Consider the following 19,090-nt stretch of genomic DNA (forward strand, 5'->3'; position numbering starts at 1 on the left):
GGACGCATATGAAAAGACGAGAAATGATGCAGTTGCTGTGCGGCGCAGCCGTGATGGGCGGCAGCCTGTGTAGCGGCGTGGCGATGGCGGCGCCGGCGCAAGCCCGGGCCCAGGCCCAGGGACCATGGCAGATCTACACGACGGCCCAGGGTTCGAACCGGCGCTTCGCGCAGCAGGCATCCAGCAGCCCGCGCGCGGCGACCCAGCCGATGGAAACCGAAACCGCGGTGTTCGTGGACACCCGCAAGCAGTTCCAGGAAGTGTTCGGCTTCGGCGGCGCCGTCACCGACGCCACCGCCGAGGTGTATGCGAAGCTCAAGCCCGACCAGCAACAGGCCTTCCTGGCGGCCTACTTCGATCCGAAGGGGGGCCTGGGCTACAGCATCCTGCGCACCACGATCCACAGCTCCGACTTCAGCAGCGCCAGCTACACCTACGTGAAGGACGGCGACCGCACGCTCGATTCGTTCAGCATCGAGCACGACATGAAGTACCGCGTGCCGCTGATGCGCCAGTCGCTGGCCGCGGGCGCGTCCTACGGCACCAAAATGCGTACCTTCGCCTCGCCCTGGAGCGCGCCGGCCTGGATGAAGTCGAACGGCAGCATGCTGGGCGGCGGCAGCCTGCTGCCCGAGTACCGCGACCTGTGGGCGCAGTACGTGGTGCGCTTCGTGAAAGCCTACGAAAAGGCCGGCATCCCGCTGTGGGGCCTGAGCATCCAGAACGAGCCGATGGCCAAGCAGACCTGGGAATCGATGATCTTCACGGCCGACGAAGAGACCCGCTTCCTGGGCGACCACCTGGGGCCGGCGCTGAAGGCGGCGGGGCTGGGCGACAAGAAGGTCATCGTCTGGGACCACAACCGCGACCTGCTGCCGCAGCGCGCCGGCACCATCCTGTCCGACCCCAAGGCGCGTCCTTATATCTGGGGCGTGGGCTACCACTGGTACGAGACCTGGGCCAAGGGCATGCCGATGCACCGCAACCTGGCCGCCGTGCACGAGGCGTACCCGGACGTGCCGCTGCTGCTGACCGAGTCCTCGGTCGAGAAGTTCGACGCGTCGCAGATGCAGTCCTGGGCCAACGGCGAGCGTTACGGCAGCGAGATCCTGGCCGACCTGAACGCCGGCTCGTCGGGCTGGGTCGACTGGAACATGCTGCTCGACAGCCGTGGCGGCCCCAACCACGTCGGCAACTACTGCTTCGCGCTGCTGCACGCCAGCGACGACGGCCAGCTGGTCTTCACGCCGAGCTACGCCTACATGGGCCACTTCACCCGGTACATCCGGCCGCAGGCACGCCGCGTGAGCGCCGCCACCAGCCGCAGCACGCTGGATGCGACCGCCTTCCGCAACGCCGACGGCAGCCTGGCGGTGGTGGTGCTGAACCAGACCGACAAGGCCCAGCGCTACCGCCTGGTGGTCGACGGCGCCGAGGTGGAGGTCGACATTCCAGCCCACGCGATCCAGACCGCGGTCCGTTGATCCGGCAGCCGCCCGGGCAACCTATAGTATGCTTGGGCGGCTGGAATATAAGGATAACAACGACTGAGGACTGTTCGTGGCGACTATCAAGGACGTAGCCCGCCTGGCCGGCGTCGGCCTGGGCACCGCGTCGCGCGTGGTGCGCGGCCAGGGTTCGGTATCGCAGGCCAAGCTGGAACGCGTGAAAAAGGCGATCGACGCGCTGGGCTACCGGCCCTCGCACGCGGCACGCTCGCTGCTGTACGGCAGCAGCCGCATGATCGGCGTGTATATCCCGCTGCTGTCGGGCACCTTCTATACCTCGCTGCTGCAGGTCATCGACACCGAATTGCGCGCCGCCGGCCTGCACATGATGGTGGCCTTCGGCGTCAGCCGCGAGGATGCGCGGCGCCAGGCGGTGGAGGGCGTCGGCTTCCTGGTCGAACACGGCTGCGACGGGGTGATCGTCCTCACCAGTCCGTTCACGGACGAGGACCTGGCCACGCTGGGACCGAAGCGCGACCGCCTGGTGGCGCTCAACCACAGCTTCGACAGCAGCGCCGGCCGCAGCTTCACGGTCGACCACCGCCTGGGCGGCCGCCTGGCCGCGCGCGCGCTGCTCGACCATGCCCACCGCGAGATCGCGGTGATCGCCGGCCCGTCCACGGTGGCCGACAACATCGACCGCATGGACGGCTTCATGCGCGAACTCGAAGCCGCCGGCATCGATACCCGCGCACTGTGGGCGGCCGAGTGCGATTTCTCCTCTGGCGCCGGCTACGCCGCGGCGCAGGAACTGGTCGCCTCGGGCCGCCGCTTCAGCGCGCTGTTCTGCGCCAACGACGAGATGGCGCTGGGCGCGCTGTCCTGGTTCCACGAAGCCGGCATCCGCGTGCCGCAGGACGTGTCCGTGATCGGCTACGACGATACCCCCGCCGCCGCCTATGCGGCGCCGCGCCTGACCTCGGTGCACATTCCATGGCGCGAAATGACGCGCAATGGCGTCGCCGAATTACTCAATCTTTGTTACGGCCTGCAGAAGCCCGTCACGCGCACCTTTCCGGTCAGCGTGAGCATGCGGGCCTCGCTGGTCACCTGTGAAAGGAATGCCCGATGAAGAAGTCCCTTGCGCTGCGCAGCCTGGTGCTGCTGCTGGCGGCCGCCGGCCTCGATGCCCAGGCCGCGAATCCGATCGTGCCCGGCTGGTATGCCGATCCCGAGATCCGCGCCTTCGATGGCCAGTACTGGATCTACCCGACCTATTCGGACGATCTCGGCAAGCCGGAGCGCTCGGCGGCATTCACGCCCGAGCAGCAGCGCATGCGCGCGCGCAAGGACCTGATCTGGGAACCCTACCTCAAGCAGACCTTCCTCGACGCCTTCTCGTCGCGCGACCTGGTGCACTGGGAAAAGCACCGGCGCGTGCTCGACGTTGCCGACGTGTCCTGGGCTGCCTACGCGGTGTGGGCGCCCTCGGCCGTGCAGCACAAGGGCAAGTACTACCTGTTCTTCGGCGCCAACGACATCAAGGCCAACGGCCAGCTGGGCGGCATCGGCGTCGCGGTCAGCGACCGTCCCGAAGGGCCGTTCAAGGATGCCCTCGGCAAGCCGCTGATCGGCGAGATCCACAACGGCGCCCAGCCGATCGACCAGATGGTGTTCAAGGACGACGACGGCCAGATCTACATGTACTACGGCGGCTGGAAACACGCCAACGTGGTGCGCCTGGCGCCCGACCTGCTGAGCGTGCTGCCATTCGCGGACGGCACTACCTACAAGGAGATCACGCCGGATCCGCAATATGTGGAAGGCTCGTTCATGGCCAAGCGCAAGGGCATCTATTACTTCATGTGGTCGGAGGGCGGCTGGACCGGGCCGGACTACAAGGTGGCGTATGCGATGGGCAATTCGCCCACTGGCCCGTTCAAGCGCATCGGCACCATCCTGGCGCAGGACGGCAAGATCGCGCGCGGGGCAGGGCACCATTCGATCGTCAACGTGCCCGGCACCGACGACTGGTACATCGCCTACCACCGCCGCCCGCTGGGCGACAACGAGGGTAACCACCGCGAAATGGCCATCGAGCACCTGACCTTCAACGAGGACGGCACCATCAAGCCGGTCAAGATGACCCGCGAAGGGGTGGAACCGCGTCCGCTCGCGGCAGGCGGCTGAGGCGGCCGAGGCAGCGTGCGCACCGGCGACGCGCCGTGCGCGCCGGTGGTATGCTGTGGCCATGACTACCGATTCCGATATTGAATTGTCCGGCGCCTTCCAGGCCAAGGACAGCAACGGCCGTACCCTCGACGTCAAGGCCATCCGCATCTTCGACGAGGGTTACGGGATCATTGACGTGTACGTGGACTTCAAGGCGCAACTCGAATCCGGCGCGCACAAGGACACGGTGCTGCTGCGCCAGATCGTCGATCGCCTGCGTGCGCTCGGCTACAAGGGGCCGGACTTCGGCCTCAGCGACCCTGGCCTGCAGGAAAGCCGCCTGATCGTGCTGGAGGCGCCCGAGGAATTCGCGGCCTTCGCCAAGAGCCGCGGCTGGAAGAACCTCGCCGAGGAATTCGACGAATAAATTGCCTCGCAATGTGAGGCAACTGACAAACGCCGCACGGCGACTCTGCGAAGGTAGGAGACTTGGCGGGCTCGAGATCATGCTGCATGCATGGCTGCCGCCGACATCAACTTACCTTTAGCGGAGGAATCATGACGACCACGGCAAACGACAACCTCAACGACTGGCTGCGCGACGCCCACGCGATGGAGCAGCAGGCCGAAAAAATGCTCACCGCCCAGGCCGAGCGCCTGGAACACTATCCGGCGCTGCGTGCACGCATCGTCCAGCACATTGAGGAAACGCGCGGCCAGCAGCGCCTGCTGGACGAATGCCTGACCCGCCGCGGCATCAGCAATTCGATCGTCAAGGACCTCGGCGGCAAGCTGATGGCCTTCGGCCAGGCCGTGGGCGGCATGACGACCAGCGACGAAGTCGTGAAAGGCGCCATGGCCGGCTACGTCTTCGAGAACCTCGAAATCGCCAGCTACACTTCGCTGATCGCCGCGGCACAGGCCGTCGGCGACACGGCGACCCAGGCGGCCTGCGAACAGATCATCGTCCAGGAAAAGGCGATGGCGGCCTGGCTGCTGGAACACCTGCCGGAAGTCACCCAAGCCTTCCTGGCACGCGCCGAGCAGCCCGGCGTGACCGCGAAAGTCTGAATCCCTCCCTTCGGCCGGGCGCCCGCCCGGCCTGGGCGGCAACGGGGCCACGCGGCCCCGTTTTCCATTCCCACGTTAAAAAATGCCGTCTTTTACCGCGGTGCAGGCGCCGCTGTGATGTTATTTTATTGCCAGCTGTTTAATTGAACGCATCACACATCGAAAGGAGGCGGCAATGAAAGGTGCAGGCGGAACCAGCGGCGGTGCGGGCCAGTTTTTCCTCGGCCTGATCCTGATGTGCGGCGGCTTTTATCTGCTGCTGAATTCGGTGGTGGTGAGTTCCACCTTCGGCATGGGCGCGCGCCTGTTCGGCATCGGCGGCTATGGCGTGACCGGCGGGATGATCCTGATGCCGCTGGTGATCGGCATCGCCATGATCTTTTATAACGCGCGTAACTTCTTCGGCTGGCTGCTGGCGGTCGGCGCCTTCGGCGCGATGGTGTTCGGCGTGATCTCGTCGGTCAGCATGAACCTGCGCACCATGTCGGCGTTCGAGCTGATCTTCATCCTGGCGCTGGCCTTCGGCGGCCTCGGGCTGTTCCTGCGTTCGCTGCGCGGCCAGGCGGACGAAGAGCGCGACCAGGAGCGCGCGCGGCTGCGCTCCTGATCCGGCTGCGGGGGGGTTACTGCGCCCAGTAATCCAGCACCAGCGAGCGCGCCAGCACGGCTCCCAGGGTGCCGACGAAGCGCTGGTGCTCGGGATGGCTCAGGTAGGTGTCGCGGTCTTCGGCACTGGCAAAGGTCAGCGTGAAGCAATGCGTGAAGCCGTCGTTCAAGCCTTCCGGGCTGACGTTGGTGCCCCATTCATAGGCGGTGATGCCGGGCACGGTGGACGGCAGTGCCTTGAAGCCGTCGACGATGGATTGGACCTGTTCGGCGCTGGCCTCGTCCTTGAAGGCAAACAGGACGACGTGGCGCAGGGTGGTGGATGGGTTGGTCATGATCGGTCATGTTAACAATGGATCATTATCTTAGCATCGCCCAGCGCGGCCTGCAGGGTGCCGCTGGCGCGCCGGCGATTGCATGGACGCGGCCAGGTCGCGGTGAGAAAGCGCGCATTTTCGGGTGCGCCGGTATGGGATGATATGGCCATACCGATAACGACAACGACGCCTGACCATGAACGCCGGTTCCCGCCTGAATCAACGATTTCTGTTATGGACGAGCACTGCCTTACTCTCGGGTGCATGGCTTTGGGCCGGTGCGGCGCATGCGAAGGAAACGCTCGCGGAACGCAGCGAACGCATGCAAACCGAAGCGATCGAAAGAATGCTGGGCGACGGCCTGTGTTCGAGCGCCGTGGGCGCGATCAAGTCCGGCCTGGCGGCGAAAAAGCCCTACATCATGCTATTGGCCGGGAACATGTACGAGGAAGGATTGTGCGTCAAGCCGGACTGGGACAAGGCGGCCGGCCTCTACATGCGCGCGCACGAGGCGGGCCAGCGCTATGCGATCCAGCGGCTGGCGGCGGGGTATGCCCGCCCCGGCCGCGACAATGGCATGGCCATCTGGTGGGCCGCCCGCAGTGGCGATCAAATCGCGTATCCGTCGCGCTGCATTCCCGCCGCCGACCCGATGAACGATCAGGACGGCTTCAACAGGGCGCTGGAAACCATGCCGCCGGCAACGTTCCAGAGTTGCGTCTACTTGATCGGCGTGGTGAACGAACTGGTGTCCCAGGTCCGCTATCCGCGCGTGGCCTTGCGCAACAGCGTGTCGGGCAGTTTCAACATGGAATTCGTACCGGCAAACGGCACCATCACCTGGACAGTCGACCAACTCGACGTGGACGAGAATTCGCGCGGCGCGTTCTATCGCAACCTGGCCAACGAGGAACTGAATAATCCGCGCGAGATCAGGAACAGCCTGGTCAACTACTTGAAAGGCAAGAGCAACTTCGCGCTGGCGCGCTACCCGCGTCCTGCAGGCGATTTTGCGCCGGATTACGTTTACCGCTACCGGCACATTTTCTTACTCGAGGGATGGTGAAGCGCGGCTTATCGTTGTGGGAGGAAAGTTGATCGCATCGTCTTCGAGCGGGCCGCTCGTTATCTGGCTGTTGATCTCGACAGTCTTCTACGCGGCGCTATGGTTTGCATTCATACGCCGTTTTGGGATAGTGGGCACGTGCCTCTTCAGTCTGGGATTTTCCGCCATGCTGAGTCCCGGCATATTTGCGGGCGGCCATGGTGCCATCCCTTTTCCGGGCGGGGCCGCTTTTCTGCTCGACGGCTTGGATGGAAAAGGTGGGCCTATCGACGACCTCAACCTCATGATGTGGATGCTGACGTTTGCCATCTTTTCAGTGTGCAGCTGGCTCCTGAAAAGATTTGCGACGCCAGACAACTCCGCCAGCTTGACCTGAGATCGGTGTTACTGGTCGAGGCTGGCCAGCGCCCAGCACTGGGTCCAGGAAAAGATCGCGTTGCGCTGCTCGTTACTGAGACCGTCGACCAGCATCTCGCTCAGGAAACCGGCGACGTTGGTGCGCACGCTGCGGGGCAGGAAAGCGGCCGTGGCGACCGACGACTCGACGTCAGGATGGACGCTCGACATCATGATTTGAACGACGAGCTCGGCGTGCTCGGTCCACCCGGCATCGTCAACATAGGTCATGAGGGCGACAACGCTGTCTGGAAGAGTCGTTTGGGTTTGCATGGGCGGCGCACTCGTCGAGGTGGATAAGTCACCGAGAATACAGCAGTCGCGTAACGGCAGGATGAATTCCGCACCAGGCAGGCATATCAGTGGTAAGTCTTGCAACGACAACGTGGCGCGGCTGATACACCGGTGATTCGAGTGGCAAGGTCTCATGCCTGGCCATTCAAAAACAGACAATATAAAAAGCCGTACAACAGGAGAATTGAATGGGAGCTTGGTCTTACGAGTCGTTCGGCAACGATGACGCCTGCGATTGGGTGGCACAACTGGAAGAGCAGGATGATTTCAGCTTTGTCGAATCCGCACTCGATGCAGTGATCAACACCGGTAGTGACTATCTCGAAGCACCGGAAGCATGCGCGGCCATTGCGGCTGCAGAAGTCGTGGCGCGGTCACAAGGCAATGTCGGCACTCAGGATGAAATATCCTGGAATGTCGATGCATGGCTACAGCGCGTCAAGGTAAAACCTTCGGCAAGCTTGATTGGCAAGGCGCGCCAGGCCCTTGATCGCATACAGACCGAGCCTTCCGAATTGATGGAGCTTTGGGACGAGTCGGATGACTCGGACGCGTGGCGGGCGGCGCTCAAGGCGCTGATGGCGCGCGTTGGTGCATAGCGCTGGCGTGATGCGGACATGGCCGGCTTCAGGTCTGGCGTGGAGGGCTCATTCAATGCGCCGAGGCGTACAGTTGCGGTGCAAGGCGTATTCCCATTCTCCGGTAACAACGAAGAACAGGACAGGGTCATGATGGATGGCGTATTCGCCGGCCTACTCGGTGGTCTATTTGGCCCTGGGCTTGCGGCATGGATGAGCGGATTCAAATATCAGATAGTTTTTCTTTCTGTAACGCTCGCAACTTATGGGTGTTTGTTTCTCAATGTACTGATACGTAACGGGCCAAGCGTAGCGTTTGAAAAGCTTGTTCGCTACGGACTAGCGCCCTCGATTATCCTTACTTCGGTGGGTATTGGCCTTCTGGCAGTCCTGGTGGCTTTTATGGGTTCGTTAGCCGTTGTGCCGAAAGACAATGATAGTGAAGGGCAAGACAAGCAGGAGCGTTAGGCGCGCCAATTCTTCATGAGCGGCATGCAGGCATCGACGCGTGTGTTGCAAGTCCCGGCCAAGGCTCACCATGGCGATTCTGACCGATGGGGCACCGTTGGGATTCACCAAGCCATGGCAATCTCACGGCACCAGCATTTTCACGAAGCGCATCCGCTTTTCCCGATAACCCTGCCGTTCGTAGAATCGGTGCGCCCGGGTGCGCGCCACATTGCTGGACAGTTCGAGGTGGGCGCAGCCGTGTTCGCGGGCAAAGGCTTCGGCCGCCTGCAGCAGCGCGGCGCCGATGCCGCCGCTGCGCTGCCCATCGTCGACCACCAGCGCGGACAGCAGCGCCCAGCGGTCCGGCACGTGCAGCGGCGCCATCACGTGCACCACGGCCACGCCGGCGACGGTGTCGCCTTCCTGTGCGACCAGCACCCGTATCGTGTCGCCCGCCGGCAGCGCGGCCAGCCGCCGGGCCAATTGTCCGGCGTCGTTCGGGTAGCCGAGCTGGCCGAACAGGGCGGCGATGCGCTCGAAGTCTCCCGGACCGGCTTCACGAATCGTCATGCGCTGGTCTGGCCGGCCGGTTCGGCCGCGCCGCCGACCAGCACCGCGGCGCCGTCGACGCGGGTGCGGATCAGGCAATCGCGTCCGGTGGCACGGCCCTGGCGCAGGGTCAGCCCCTGGCCGAGCGCCACGCTCAGCGCGCCGGCCGCGACGCCGGTGGCGCTGTCTTCCAGGGCCGGGTCCAGGTGGTTGAAGTTGCGGCCTTCGTAGTCGCCGTCCGTGCGGCGGCACCAGGCGTAGATGCCGCTGACGCCGTTTTTATGGCCCCAGTCGGCGATGGCCGCGAGGTCCGGCGCCAGCGCATACAGCGCGTCCGTGTCCGCCACCTCCACCAGCAGCTTGGGACTGCCGACCGAGGCCAGGCGCGGCGGCGAGGGCAGGGCGATGGCGGGTGCGGCCAGCAGCGCCGCCACCTGCGCCGGGGTGACGTCGATGGCGGGTACCGCCTGCGGCGCCAGCTTCACGAAATAGCCGGCACCCTCGCGCGCGAGCTCGAGGCGCTGGCCCTTCAGCGCTGTCTCGACCGCGATCGTGGCCGGCGCGCCCGGGCGCGCGAACAGCACAGCGGCCACGGCCAGCGTCGCGTGCAGGCACAGCGGGCTGCGCATGTGCGGGTAAAAGAAATCGACCTGGGTGCCTGCCCCGTCTTCGTCGAGGAAGACGCAGGTGGTGTTGCGTTCGCGTGCCAGCGCCTGGCGGGCGGCGCTGTCGCGCGGCGCGCCTTCGATCACCAGCGCCGGGTTGCCCTGGCCGGGACTCGAACTGAAGCAGATCAAGGCGTGTACGTGCATGTTTCGCAATTGTCGGGTTCGTAAGTTATACTGTGTTTTTATACAGTATTTCTTTTAGCTAAGATAAATCTGCCGCCCATCCATGCTATCCGATCCGCCATCATCCATCCAGGGCTTGCCAGCTTATGCCGAGCTGTTCTGCCTGTCGAACTTCTCCTTCCTGCAGGGGGCTTCGCACGCGGAGGAACTGGTGGCGCGGGCGGTGCAGCTGGGCTACGCAGCGCTGGCGCTCACCGACGAATGTTCGCTGGCCGGCGTCGTGCGTGCGCATGGGGAGGCGAAAAAGGCAAAGCTGCCGCTGATCGTCGGCGCGCATTTTCACCTGCACGACGACAGCGGAGGCGGCGAGCCGGCGCTGTCGCTGATTCTGCTGGCGCAGAACCGCAACGGCTACGGCAACCTGTCCGAGCTGATCACGCTGGGGCGCACGCGCAGCGAAAAGGGCAGTTACCTGCTGCGTCCCGCCGACCTCGATGCGCCGCCGCCGCAGCTGACGCATTTGAAAGGCATGCCGGATTGTCTGGCGATCCTGCTGCCGGCGTATCCTGGTCACGAGCCGGCCGGCGTCGACCGCCTGCACGCGCAGGCGGCATGGATGGCGCGCGTGTTCCCCGGACGCGCCTGGATCGGCCTGAACCTGCTGCACCGCGCCTTCGACGATGCGCACCGCGCCACCATCGAGGAAGTCGGCTGGCAGCACGGGCTCCCCATCGTCGCGCTCGGCCACGTGGTGATGCACGTACGCTCGCGCAAGCCGCTGCAGGACACGATGAGCGCCATCCGCATCGGCAAGCCGGTGGCCGAATGCGGTTATGCGCTGGCGCAGAACGCCGAGCAGCACCTGCGCTCGCGCGTGCGCCTCGGGAACATCTATCCGCGCGCGGCGCTGCAGGAGACGCTGCGCATCGCCGGCCTGTGCACCTTTTCGCTGGACGAGCTGCGCTACGAGTATCCGGACGAAGTGGTCCCGTCCGGCCACACCGCCAGCAGCTACCTGCGCAGCGAAACGTATATTGGCGCGCACCGGCGCTTCCGCGACGGCATCCCGGCGGCGGTGCAGCAGCAGGTCGAGCATGAGCTGATGCTGATCGCCGAGATGGGCTACGAGCACTACTTCCTGACCGTGTACGACATCGTGCGCTTCGCGCGTTCGCAACACATCCTGTGCCAGGGGCGCGGCTCGGCCGCCAATTCGGCGGTGTGCTACTGCCTGGGCATCACCGAAGTCGATCCGGCGCGGGCGAACCTGTTATTTGAAAGGTTCATCTCGAAGGAGCGCAACGAGCCGCCCGACATCGACGTCGACTTCGAGCACCAGCGCCGCGAAGAAGTCATCCAGTACATCTACCGCAAGTACGGCCGCACGCGGGCGGCGCTGGCGGCCGTGGTGATCAGCTACCGGCCCAAGAGCGCGCTGCGCGACAGCGGACGCGCGCTCGGCATCGACCTGGCCATCGTCGAGCGCGTCTGCAAGCAGCACCACTGGTTCGATGGCAAGGCGGATTTGCTGAACCGCCTGGCCGACAGCGGCCTCGATCGGGAAGCGCCGTTGTCGCAGCAGTGGGCCTCGCTGGCCCAGCGCCTGCTCGGCTTTCCGCGCCACCTGTCCCAGCACCCGGGCGGCTTCGTGATGGCGCGCGGCAAGCTGTCGCGCCTGGTGCCGATCGAAAACGCGACCATGCCCGAGCGCAGCGTCATCCAGTGGGACAAGGACGACCTCGAGGAGCTGGGCCTGATGAAGGTCGACGTGCTGGCGCTAGGCATGCTGTCGATGCTGCGGCGCGGCCTCGAACTGGTCGGGCAGCGCCGCGGCACCGTGTTCGAGATGCAGGACATCCCGCCCGACGACAAGCCGACCTACGACATGATCTGCAAGGCCGATACGGTCGGCGTGTTCCAGATCGAATCGCGCGCACAGATGAGCATGCTGCCGCGCATGAAGCCGCGCCGCTTCTACGACCTGGTGATCGAGGTGGCGGTGGTGCGTCCCGGGCCGATCCAGGGCGGCATGGTCCATCCCTACCTGCGGCGGCGCGAGGGCAAGGACCCGGTCCATTATCCGAGTCCGGAAATGGAAAGGGCGCTGTCACGCACGCTGGGCGTGCCGATCTTCCAGGAGCAGGTGATGCAGGTGGCGATCCTGGCCGCCGGCTTCACGCCGGGCGAAGCCGACCAGCTGCGCCGCGCGATGGCGGCCTGGAAGAGAAAAGGCGGGCTGGAAAAGTATTACGAGCGCATCGTCGGCGGCATGCTGGCGCGCGGCTACGAACAATCCTTCGCCGAGCAGATCTTCAGCCAGATCCAGGGCTTCGGCGAATACGGTTTTCCCGAGTCGCACGCCGCCAGCTTCGCGCTGCTGGCCTATGCCAGTTCCTGGCTCAAGTGCCACGAGCCGGCCGCCTTTTTGTGTGCCTTGTTGAATAGCCAGCCAATGGGTTTCTACAGTCCGTCGCAACTGGTGCAGGATGCGCGCCGCCATGGCATCGAGGTGCGTCCGGCCGACGTCACGCTGAGCGGCTGGGACTCGACGCTGGAAGAATTCGTGCCCGCTGGCGCGGCGCCTGGCAGTGTGCGGGACGGCGCGCGTCCACAGCCCGCGGTGCGCCTCGGCTTGCGCATGCTGCGCGGCCTGAGCGCGGAAGCGGGCGAGCGCATCGAGGTAGCGCGCGCGGTACGGCCGTTCGCGAGCGTGGCCGACCTGGCGCGCCGTGCCCACCTCGACCGCGGCGACCTGCAGGTGCTGGCCGGCGCCAATGTGCTGGGCGTGCTGGCCGGCCACCGGCGCCAGGCCTTGTGGGAAGCGGTGGGGGCGGTACCCGACCGCGACCTGCTGCGCCCGACCGAGCCGGTCGAGGAGACGCCGCTCTTGGCGCCCCCGAGCGAAGGCCAGGACATCGTCGGCGACTACCGCGCGCAAGGCCTGACGCTGGGCCGCCATCCGCTGGCGCTGCTGCGCACCCAGCTGCTGGCCAAGCGCTTCATTCCGGCCGAGGTCTTGATGGACTTCCAGAACGGCCAGCTGGCGCGCGCCTGCGGCATCGTCACCGTGCGCCAGCGTCCGGGCACGGCCAAGGGCGTGCTGTTCCTGACGCTGGAAGACGAAACCGGGAACGTCAACGTGATCGTGTGGCCGACGCTGGTCGACCAGCAGCGGCGCGAGGTGCTGCATGCGCCTTTGCTGGGTGTGTACGGGGTGTGGCAGCGCGAAGGGGAGGTGCGGCACCTGGTTGCCAAGCGGCTGGTGGATATGTCGCACCTGCTGGGGAAGCTGGATACGCGGAGCCGGGATTTTTGTTAGCGGCCGATGCGCATCGTGCGTGGCCAGCGGGCTTTGTTTGCGTTATCGAGAGGCTGGCAAACTTGGCTCCCCGCCTTCGCGGGGACGACGTTTTGCGGCTAACTTAAAACTCTTCCCAATCGCTGGCACCGGCAGCCACCGGCTCACGCTTCGCCGGCGCGCGCTGGACAGCCGGCTCGCGCTTGACCGGCTTCGCAGCGATCGCCTTTGCAGCCGGCACCGCCGCACGCACCGCCGCACGCACCGCCGGTGCCGTTACCGCAGCCACCCTGGCCGCCGGTGCCACGGCAGCAGCCCCGTGCGCACGATCCAGCTTGAACACGCTGACCACGTCCGCCAGCGTCGCCGCCTGGTCCTGCATCGACGCCGCCGCTGCCGCCGCTTCCTCGACCAGGGCCGCATTCTGCTGGGTCACCTGGTCCATCTGGCCGATCGCGTGGTTGACCTGCTCGATGCCGGTGGTCTGCTCCTGGCTGGCGCTGGTGATCTCGGCCATGATGTCGGTCACGCGGCGGATGCTGGTGACGACCTGTTCCATCGTCGTGCCGGCCTGGTCGACCAGGCGGGCGCCGGCGTCGACGCTGGTGACCGAGGCGGTGATCAGTTCCTTGATTTCCTTGGCGGCCGCCGCCGAGCGCTGGGCCAGGTTGCGCACTTCCGACGCGACCACGGCGAAGCCGCGGCCCTGTTCGCCGGCGCGCGCCGCTTCCACGGCTGCGTTCAGGGCCAGGATATTGGTCTGGAAGGCGATGCCGTCGATGACGCCGATGATGTCGGCGATGCGCTTGGCCGAGTCGTTGATCGCGCCCATCGTGGTGACCACTTCGCCGACCACGGTGCCGCCCTGGATCGCGATTTCGGAGGCGGCGATCGCCAGCTGGTTGGCCTGGCGCGCGTTGTCGGCGTTCTGGCGCACGGTGGTGGTCAGTTCTTCCATCGAGGCGGCGGTTTGTTCCAGCGCGCTGGCCTGCTGCTCGGTACGGCTCGACAAGTCGAGGTTGCCGGCGCTGATTTCGCGCGAGGCGGTGCCGATGGTGTCGGTGCCGCCGCGGACCTGGCTGACGATGCCCACCAGGCTGTCGTTCATGTGGCGCAGGGCGCGCAGCAGGGCGCCGGTTTCGTCCTGGGCCGAAGCGTCGATGCGGTGGGTCAGGTCGCCGCCGGCGACGGTTTCCGCCACCGTCACGGCGTCCTGGATCGGACGCACGATGCCGCGCGTGAGCTGCCACGCGAACACGGCGCCGGCCAGCAGGGCGCAGGCGGCCAGGATCATCATCAGTTTGGTGCTGCGTACCGCGTTGTCGTCGATGCCGCCCGCGGTCGCGTCCATGCTGGCGCGCTGCATCGTCACCAGTTCCTGCAGCAGGTCCTGGTAGCGCTGGGCGGCCGGGGTGAATGCCTTGTCCAGCAGGCGCGCGGCTTCTTCTTCATTGCCGTCGGCCTTGGCCTTGACGGCGCCGTCGCGCGAGGCGCTGTAGGCCTTGCGCTGCTCGAGGATTTTGGCAAACAGGTCTTTCTCGGGACCGCTTGCGGCGATCAGCGGTTCGATCTGCTTGAGCAGTTCGGCCGCCTTCTTGACCGAGGCCGCCGCATCTTCCTTGAAGTAGGCGCCCAGCGACGGATCGGTGCTTTTCACAATCGCGGCGGTGCGGCGGATCGATGCGAAGTTCAGGCTGTACCAGTCGGTGATCAAGCGCTCCTTGGCGAGTGGCACGGCCATCATCGCCTTGGTCGCGGTGGCCACTTCGGTCATGCGCAGTGCGCCGACGGCGGCAATCACCAGAGTCATTGCCAGGATCAGCGCAAAGCCGAGACCGAGGCGCTTGCCGATCTTGATGTTTCCAAGAAATCCCATAATACAGTCCTTTTTTGTCCAGAAAACGGCCGCCACACGTGAAGGAACCTGCTCGGATGGGGAGCATGGGCACGGTTGAAAGGGGGCTGGCCGGGAGCTGGGAATTGTAATGAAAGGCGTTTCTTTGGGGAATTAAAATTCCATTTAGAAATCTTTATGCCACATTTCTGTAGGTATTATCCGACACTTCTCTCGCAAGATTGTTAAGTTGAAAATTGTTGCATCCAGAGCGATCTGGTAGTCTGAAAAAAGGCGGTAAGCCCACCCATGCCTACCATTCCTCGTTTCACCCAGAAAAAGTGAAGTTCTCCTCATGAAGCCATCCAGCATTCTCCGTACCACCCTGTTCGCCGCCGGACTGATCGGCGCTGCCGCCTACGCCGCACCGCTGCCGGCCCCGTTCGCCCAGCAGCTGAACGCCAACTACCCGGCCATCGAAACCTTCTACCAGGACCTGCACAAGAATCCGGAACTCGGTTTCGCCGAACACCAGACCGCCGCCAAGCTGGCCGAGCGCGCCAAGTCCCTCGGCTTCGAGGTGACCACCGGCGTCGGCGGCACCGGCGTGGTCGCGATCATGAAGAACGGTCCCGGCCCGGTCGTGATGCTGCGTACCGAGATGGATGCGCTGCCGGTCCAGGAAAAGACCGGCCTGCCGTATGCCAGCAAGGTCAGCACCAAGACTGCCGCCGGCGAGACCGTGTCGGTGGCGCATGCCTGCGGCCACGACCTGCACATGTCGGCCTGGTACGGCACCGCCAAGCTGATGGCCGACAACCGCAAGGCCTGGAGCGGCACCCTGATGCTGATCGGCCAGCCGTCCGAGGAAACCGTGCACGGCGCCGAAGCGATGCTGAAGGATGGCCTGTTCAAGCGCTTCCCGAAACCGGATTACGCGCTGTCCTTCCACGATGACGCCACCATGCCGTCGGGTACGGTGATGTACCATGCCGGCCCGTTCCGCGCCTCGTCCGACGTGGTCAACATCACGGTCTACGGCCAGGGCGGCCACGGCGCGGTGCCGCACGAGGCGCGCGATCCGATCGTGATGGCGGCGCGCATGGTGATGGCGATCCAGACCCTGGTATCGCGCGAAAACAATCCGATCGACCCGGTCGTGATCACCATCGGCAGCATCCATGGCGGCACCGTCGCCAACATCATCCCGGACCAGGTCACGATGTCGCTGTCGGTGCGCACCTTCAAGCCGGAAGTGCGCAAGCGCGTGCTGGCCAGTATCGCGCGCGAAGTGAAGGGCGAGGCGATCGCCGCCGGTGCGCCCAAGGAGCCGCTGGTCGACGTCCAGCCGGGCACCGATTCGGTCTACAACGATCCGGCGCTGATCGAGCGCATGGTCAAGGTGGTGCAGGGCGCGGTCGGTCCGGAGTGGGTCAAGGAGATGCCGCCCAAGATGACCTCGGAAGACTTTTCGCAGTACGGCCTGCAGCCGGGCGTGAAGGCGGTGCTGCTGCACATCGGCGCGGTCGATGGCGCGCGCCTGGACGCGGCAAAGAAGGCCGGCCAGCCGCTGCCGGGCACCCATTCGCCGCAGTGGGCGCCGGACTTCAAGCCGACCGTGACCAACACCATCAAGGCGGAAACGGCGATCCTGCTGGATCTGCTGGCGCCGAAGAAGTAATGAAGTAATCGGGCGGCGGCAGTGCCCGTTATCGTCCGCTAGATCGACACGTCGCCCCTGCGCAGGCAGGGGCCCAAGTTTTGCGCTGTGCCATGAACTTGGGCCCCTGCCTGCGCAGGGGCGACGGTTCTGGGGCGAGCAGCAAGTTCAATTGACGCAGGTGCTTTGACGTTTATGCCGCCTGCGTCCCATAGTAAGCGTGCACTTCCCCCATCCAGCTGCGGTCCGCCATGTCCGGCCAGTGATCCGTGTCGAACCCCGGCGCGCTGGCGATGCGTTCCTTCGACACGTCCATCGTAAAGCGCTTGTGCCCGGGGTCCAGTGTCAGCGCCTGCCACGGCACCGCGAACAGTTTTTCGCCGAGTCCGAGAAAGCGGCTGGCCGACATCACCGCATACGCGATCGTGCCGGTGCGCATGTCGACCATAAGTTCCTTGATCACCCCAAGATGTTCGTTCTGCAGGTTATGGACGTGGTCGCCGAGCAGGGTGTGGGCGCCCATCAGTTCGGGGCCCGGTCCCTTGCCGTGCTTGTTCTTGTACATACCGTAATCGTCGCGTTCCAGGTAAGACATGTGGATCTCCTTCATTGGAGCCGCAAGGATAACCCGAGTCCGCTGGATTCCGTACGAAAGCATACGTCATGCAGGGGCAAAAAAAATGCCGGCGCATGGCCGGCATCGTCGATCAGAATTCTTCCCAGTCATCGCCGGCGGTCGCGGCCACGCGCTTGCCTGTCGTGTGGGCGCTCGCCGGGGCCGGGGCCGGGGCAGGGCGTGCCAGCTTCGGTTCGGCGCGCGTGCGTACGGCCGGCACCCTGGCCGCCGGTGCGGCCGGGACTGCGGCAGCTGCCCGCGCCGGCGCGGTGTACTCCAGCTTGAACTGGTCGACCGCCTGCGCCAGCTTGGCGGCCTGCTCCTGCAGCGAGCCGGCCGCGGCAGCCGATTCCTCGACCAGCGCCGCATTCTGCTGGGTCGCCTGGTCCATCTGGCCGATCGCGCTGTTCACCTGCTCGATGCCGCCGGTCTGCGCCTGGCTGGCCGATGCGATCTCGGCCATGATGTCGGTCACGCGCTGGATCGCGCCGACCACCTGCTGCATGGTGGCGCCGGCCTGGTCGACCAGCCTGGCGCCGGTATCGACCTTGCCGACCGAATCGTCGATCAGGCTCTTGATTTCCTTGGCCGCCGCCGCCGAGCGCTGGGCCAGCGTGCGCACTTCGCCGGCCACGACCGCGAACCCGCGGCCCTGTTCGCCGGCACGGGCCGCTTCCACGGCCGCATTCAGCGCCAGGATATTGGTCTGGAAGGCGATGCCGTCGATCACGCTGATGATGTCGACGATCTTGCGCGACGATTCGTTGATCGAACCCATGGTCTGGATCACCTGTTCGACCACGGCGCCGCCTTCCGAGGCGACGCTGGAGGCGGTGATCGACAGCTGGTTGGCCTGGCGTGCATTGTCGGCGTTCTGGCGCACGGTGTCGGTCAGGTGCGCCATCGACGAGGCCGTGCTTTCCAGCGACGAGGCTTGCTGTTCGGTGCGGTTCGAGAGGTCGAGGTTGCCGGCCGCGATTTCGCCGGCGGCGCCGTGGATCGTCGAGGTGCCGCTGCGCACTTCGCTGACGATGCGTACCAGGCTGTCGCTCATGTCGCGCAGCGAGCGCAGCAGGGCGCCGGTTTCGTCGCGCGCATCCGACTCGATGCGGCGGGTCAGGTCGCCGCCGGCGACGGCCTCGGCCAGGTCGACGGCTTCGCGGATCGGGCGCACGATGCCGCGCGTCAGCAGCCACGAGCAGACCGCGCCAACCGCCAGCGCCAGCGCGCACAGCAGGCCGATGATGCGGGCGCTGCCGTTGATGTCGCCGTCGATGTCCTTGGCGGTGGCGTCGATGTGCTGGTGCTGCATCTCGACCAGCTTGGCAAGGCCGGCTTCATAGGCCTTGGAGGCCGGAATGAATTCCTGGTCCAGCAGGCGGGCGGCTTCGGCGCTGTCGCCGGCGGTCTTGGCCTTGATCGCGTTGTCCTTGGCCGTGGTATAGGTCTTGCGCAGTTCGCCGATCTTGCGGAACTGTTCTTTTTCTTCGTCGTTCGACAGCAGCGGTTCGATCTTTTTGATCAGTTCGGTCGAGCGGCCCGACGTCTTGGCACCGTCTTCCTTGAAGAAGTCGATCAGGCTGGGGTCCGCGCTCTTGACGATGGCGGCGGTGCGGCGCACCGCGCCGAAGGTCTGGGTGTGCCATTCGGTGATCATGCGCTCCTTGGCCAGGGGCACGTCCATTGCGGTGTGGGTGGCCGTGCCGATGCTGTCCAGGGAGACGACACCGGCACCGCCGATCGCCAGCGTCATCGCCAGCACCAGCGCGAAGCCGCCGCTCAGGCGCTTGCCGATACTAATGTTTTCAAGAGCAGACATCGAACATCCTTTCAATAACCGACACAAACAGGGGTTCGATTCTACTTTGCCCTACAGCAATTTTTATATCTCTATTTAAAGTTTGTGCGTACACGCAACAGATAATATTGAACATATGGTGCAAT

Annotated in this window: 19 protein-coding genes; 12 read left to right on the forward strand and 7 right to left on the reverse strand. The window is 65.2% G+C overall.

The window, feature by feature from the left end; genetic code table 11:
* Positions 1–8 precede the first annotated feature (8 nt).
* The 6 genes from FBX97_RS14780 (at position 9) to FBX97_RS14805 (ending at position 5,298) form a co-directional block, all read left to right on the forward strand.
* Positions 9–1,484: a glycoside hydrolase family 30 beta sandwich domain-containing protein gene (locus FBX97_RS14780; RefSeq protein ID WP_255517472.1), complete on the forward strand. Its 1,476-nt coding sequence runs from the start codon at positions 9–11 to the stop codon at positions 1,482–1,484.
* Between the two features lie 76 nt (positions 1,485–1,560).
* Complete coding sequence (locus FBX97_RS14785) at positions 1,561–2,580, forward strand: LacI family DNA-binding transcriptional regulator (RefSeq protein ID WP_141832837.1); 1,020 nt, start codon at positions 1,561–1,563, stop codon at positions 2,578–2,580.
* Positions 2,577–3,638, forward strand: coding sequence for a glycoside hydrolase family 43 protein (locus FBX97_RS14790; protein WP_141832839.1), 1,062 nt, complete (start codon positions 2,577–2,579; stop codon positions 3,636–3,638). The genes FBX97_RS14785 and FBX97_RS14790 overlap by 4 nt, the downstream gene beginning before the upstream one ends.
* Positions 3,639–3,699: 61 nt before the next feature.
* Positions 3,700–4,047 (forward strand): hypothetical protein, encoded by a 348-nt coding sequence (locus FBX97_RS14795; RefSeq protein ID WP_141832841.1) that lies wholly within the window; start codon positions 3,700–3,702, stop codon positions 4,045–4,047.
* A gap of 131 nt (positions 4,048–4,178) precedes the next feature.
* The gene (locus FBX97_RS14800) at positions 4,179–4,691 is read left to right on the forward strand and encodes a ferritin-like domain-containing protein (RefSeq protein ID WP_141832843.1); all 513 of its coding nucleotides are present in this window, start codon (positions 4,179–4,181) and stop codon (positions 4,689–4,691) included.
* Positions 4,692–4,866: 175 nt separating this feature from the next.
* Complete coding sequence (locus FBX97_RS14805; RefSeq protein ID WP_141832845.1) at positions 4,867–5,298, forward strand: hypothetical protein; 432 nt, start codon at positions 4,867–4,869, stop codon at positions 5,296–5,298.
* Positions 5,299–5,314: 16 nt separating this feature from the next.
* Here FBX97_RS14805 and FBX97_RS14810 read toward each other — a convergent pair whose 3' ends face one another.
* Positions 5,315–5,632 (reverse strand): Dabb family protein, encoded by a 318-nt coding sequence (locus FBX97_RS14810; protein WP_141832847.1) that lies wholly within the window; start codon positions 5,630–5,632, stop codon positions 5,315–5,317.
* A gap of 178 nt (positions 5,633–5,810) precedes the next feature.
* On the opposite strand from FBX97_RS14810, the gene FBX97_RS14815 reads away from it, so the two are divergent.
* Together FBX97_RS14815 and FBX97_RS14820 are read left to right on the forward strand one after the other, a co-directional pair.
* The gene (locus FBX97_RS14815; RefSeq protein ID WP_141832849.1) at positions 5,811–6,680 is read left to right on the forward strand and encodes a hypothetical protein; all 870 of its coding nucleotides are present in this window, start codon (positions 5,811–5,813) and stop codon (positions 6,678–6,680) included.
* Positions 6,681–6,708: 28 nt separating this feature from the next.
* Positions 6,709–7,056, forward strand: a complete 348-nt coding sequence (locus FBX97_RS14820) for a hypothetical protein (protein ID WP_141832851.1) — start codon at positions 6,709–6,711, stop codon at positions 7,054–7,056.
* Positions 7,057–7,064: 8 nt separating this feature from the next.
* Here FBX97_RS14820 and FBX97_RS14825 read toward each other — a convergent pair whose 3' ends face one another.
* Positions 7,065–7,307, reverse strand: a complete 243-nt coding sequence (locus tag FBX97_RS14825; protein ID WP_141832853.1) for a hypothetical protein — start codon at positions 7,305–7,307, stop codon at positions 7,065–7,067.
* A 251-nt stretch (positions 7,308–7,558) separates the two neighbouring features.
* Here FBX97_RS14825 and FBX97_RS14830 point away from each other — a divergent pair, with 251 nt between their 5' ends.
* Positions 7,559–7,969: a DUF4259 domain-containing protein gene (locus FBX97_RS14830; RefSeq protein WP_141832855.1), complete on the forward strand. Its 411-nt coding sequence runs from the start codon at positions 7,559–7,561 to the stop codon at positions 7,967–7,969.
* 129 nt (positions 7,970–8,098) lie between these two features.
* The gene (locus FBX97_RS14835) at positions 8,099–8,416 is read left to right on the forward strand and encodes a hypothetical protein (protein WP_141832857.1); all 318 of its coding nucleotides are present in this window, start codon (positions 8,099–8,101) and stop codon (positions 8,414–8,416) included.
* Between the two features lie 123 nt (positions 8,417–8,539).
* On the opposite strand, the gene FBX97_RS14840 is transcribed toward FBX97_RS14835, so the two are convergent.
* Positions 8,540–8,968 (reverse strand): GNAT family N-acetyltransferase, encoded by a 429-nt coding sequence (locus FBX97_RS14840; RefSeq protein WP_141832859.1) that lies wholly within the window; start codon positions 8,966–8,968, stop codon positions 8,540–8,542.
* A complete protein-coding gene (locus FBX97_RS14845; RefSeq protein ID WP_141832861.1) occupies positions 8,965–9,759 on the reverse strand; it encodes a PhzF family phenazine biosynthesis protein in 795 nt (264 codons plus the stop codon). Before FBX97_RS14845 ends, FBX97_RS14840 begins: the two co-directional genes overlap by 4 nt.
* 82 nt (positions 9,760–9,841) lie before the next feature.
* Between FBX97_RS14845 and FBX97_RS14850 the strand changes: the two genes are divergently transcribed.
* The gene (locus tag FBX97_RS14850) at positions 9,842–13,057 is read left to right on the forward strand and encodes an error-prone DNA polymerase (protein WP_141832863.1); all 3,216 of its coding nucleotides are present in this window, start codon (positions 9,842–9,844) and stop codon (positions 13,055–13,057) included.
* A 103-nt stretch (positions 13,058–13,160) separates the two neighbouring features.
* Here FBX97_RS14850 and FBX97_RS14855 read toward each other — a convergent pair whose 3' ends face one another.
* Positions 13,161–14,912: a methyl-accepting chemotaxis protein gene (locus FBX97_RS14855; protein ID WP_141832865.1), complete on the reverse strand. Its 1,752-nt coding sequence runs from the start codon at positions 14,910–14,912 to the stop codon at positions 13,161–13,163.
* A 313-nt stretch (positions 14,913–15,225) separates the two neighbouring features.
* Between FBX97_RS14855 and FBX97_RS14860 the strand changes: the two genes are divergently transcribed.
* Positions 15,226–16,551, forward strand: a complete 1,326-nt coding sequence (locus tag FBX97_RS14860; protein ID WP_141832867.1) for an amidohydrolase — start codon at positions 15,226–15,228, stop codon at positions 16,549–16,551.
* A 172-nt stretch (positions 16,552–16,723) separates the two neighbouring features.
* On the opposite strand, the gene FBX97_RS14865 is transcribed toward FBX97_RS14860, so the two are convergent.
* Together FBX97_RS14865 and FBX97_RS14870 are read right to left on the reverse strand one after the other, a co-directional pair.
* Positions 16,724–17,125 (reverse strand): PRC-barrel domain-containing protein, encoded by a 402-nt coding sequence (locus tag FBX97_RS14865; protein WP_141832869.1) that lies wholly within the window; start codon positions 17,123–17,125, stop codon positions 16,724–16,726.
* Positions 17,126–17,237: 112 nt separating this feature from the next.
* Entirely contained in the window at positions 17,238–18,965 is a 1,728-nt protein-coding gene (locus tag FBX97_RS14870; RefSeq protein ID WP_141832871.1) for a methyl-accepting chemotaxis protein, read from the reverse strand.
* Positions 18,966–19,090 lie beyond the last annotated feature (125 nt).

This window comes from Herbaspirillum sp. SJZ107 (genome assembly GCF_006715485.1).
Lineage (GTDB): Bacteria > Pseudomonadota > Gammaproteobacteria > Burkholderiales > Burkholderiaceae_D > Telluria.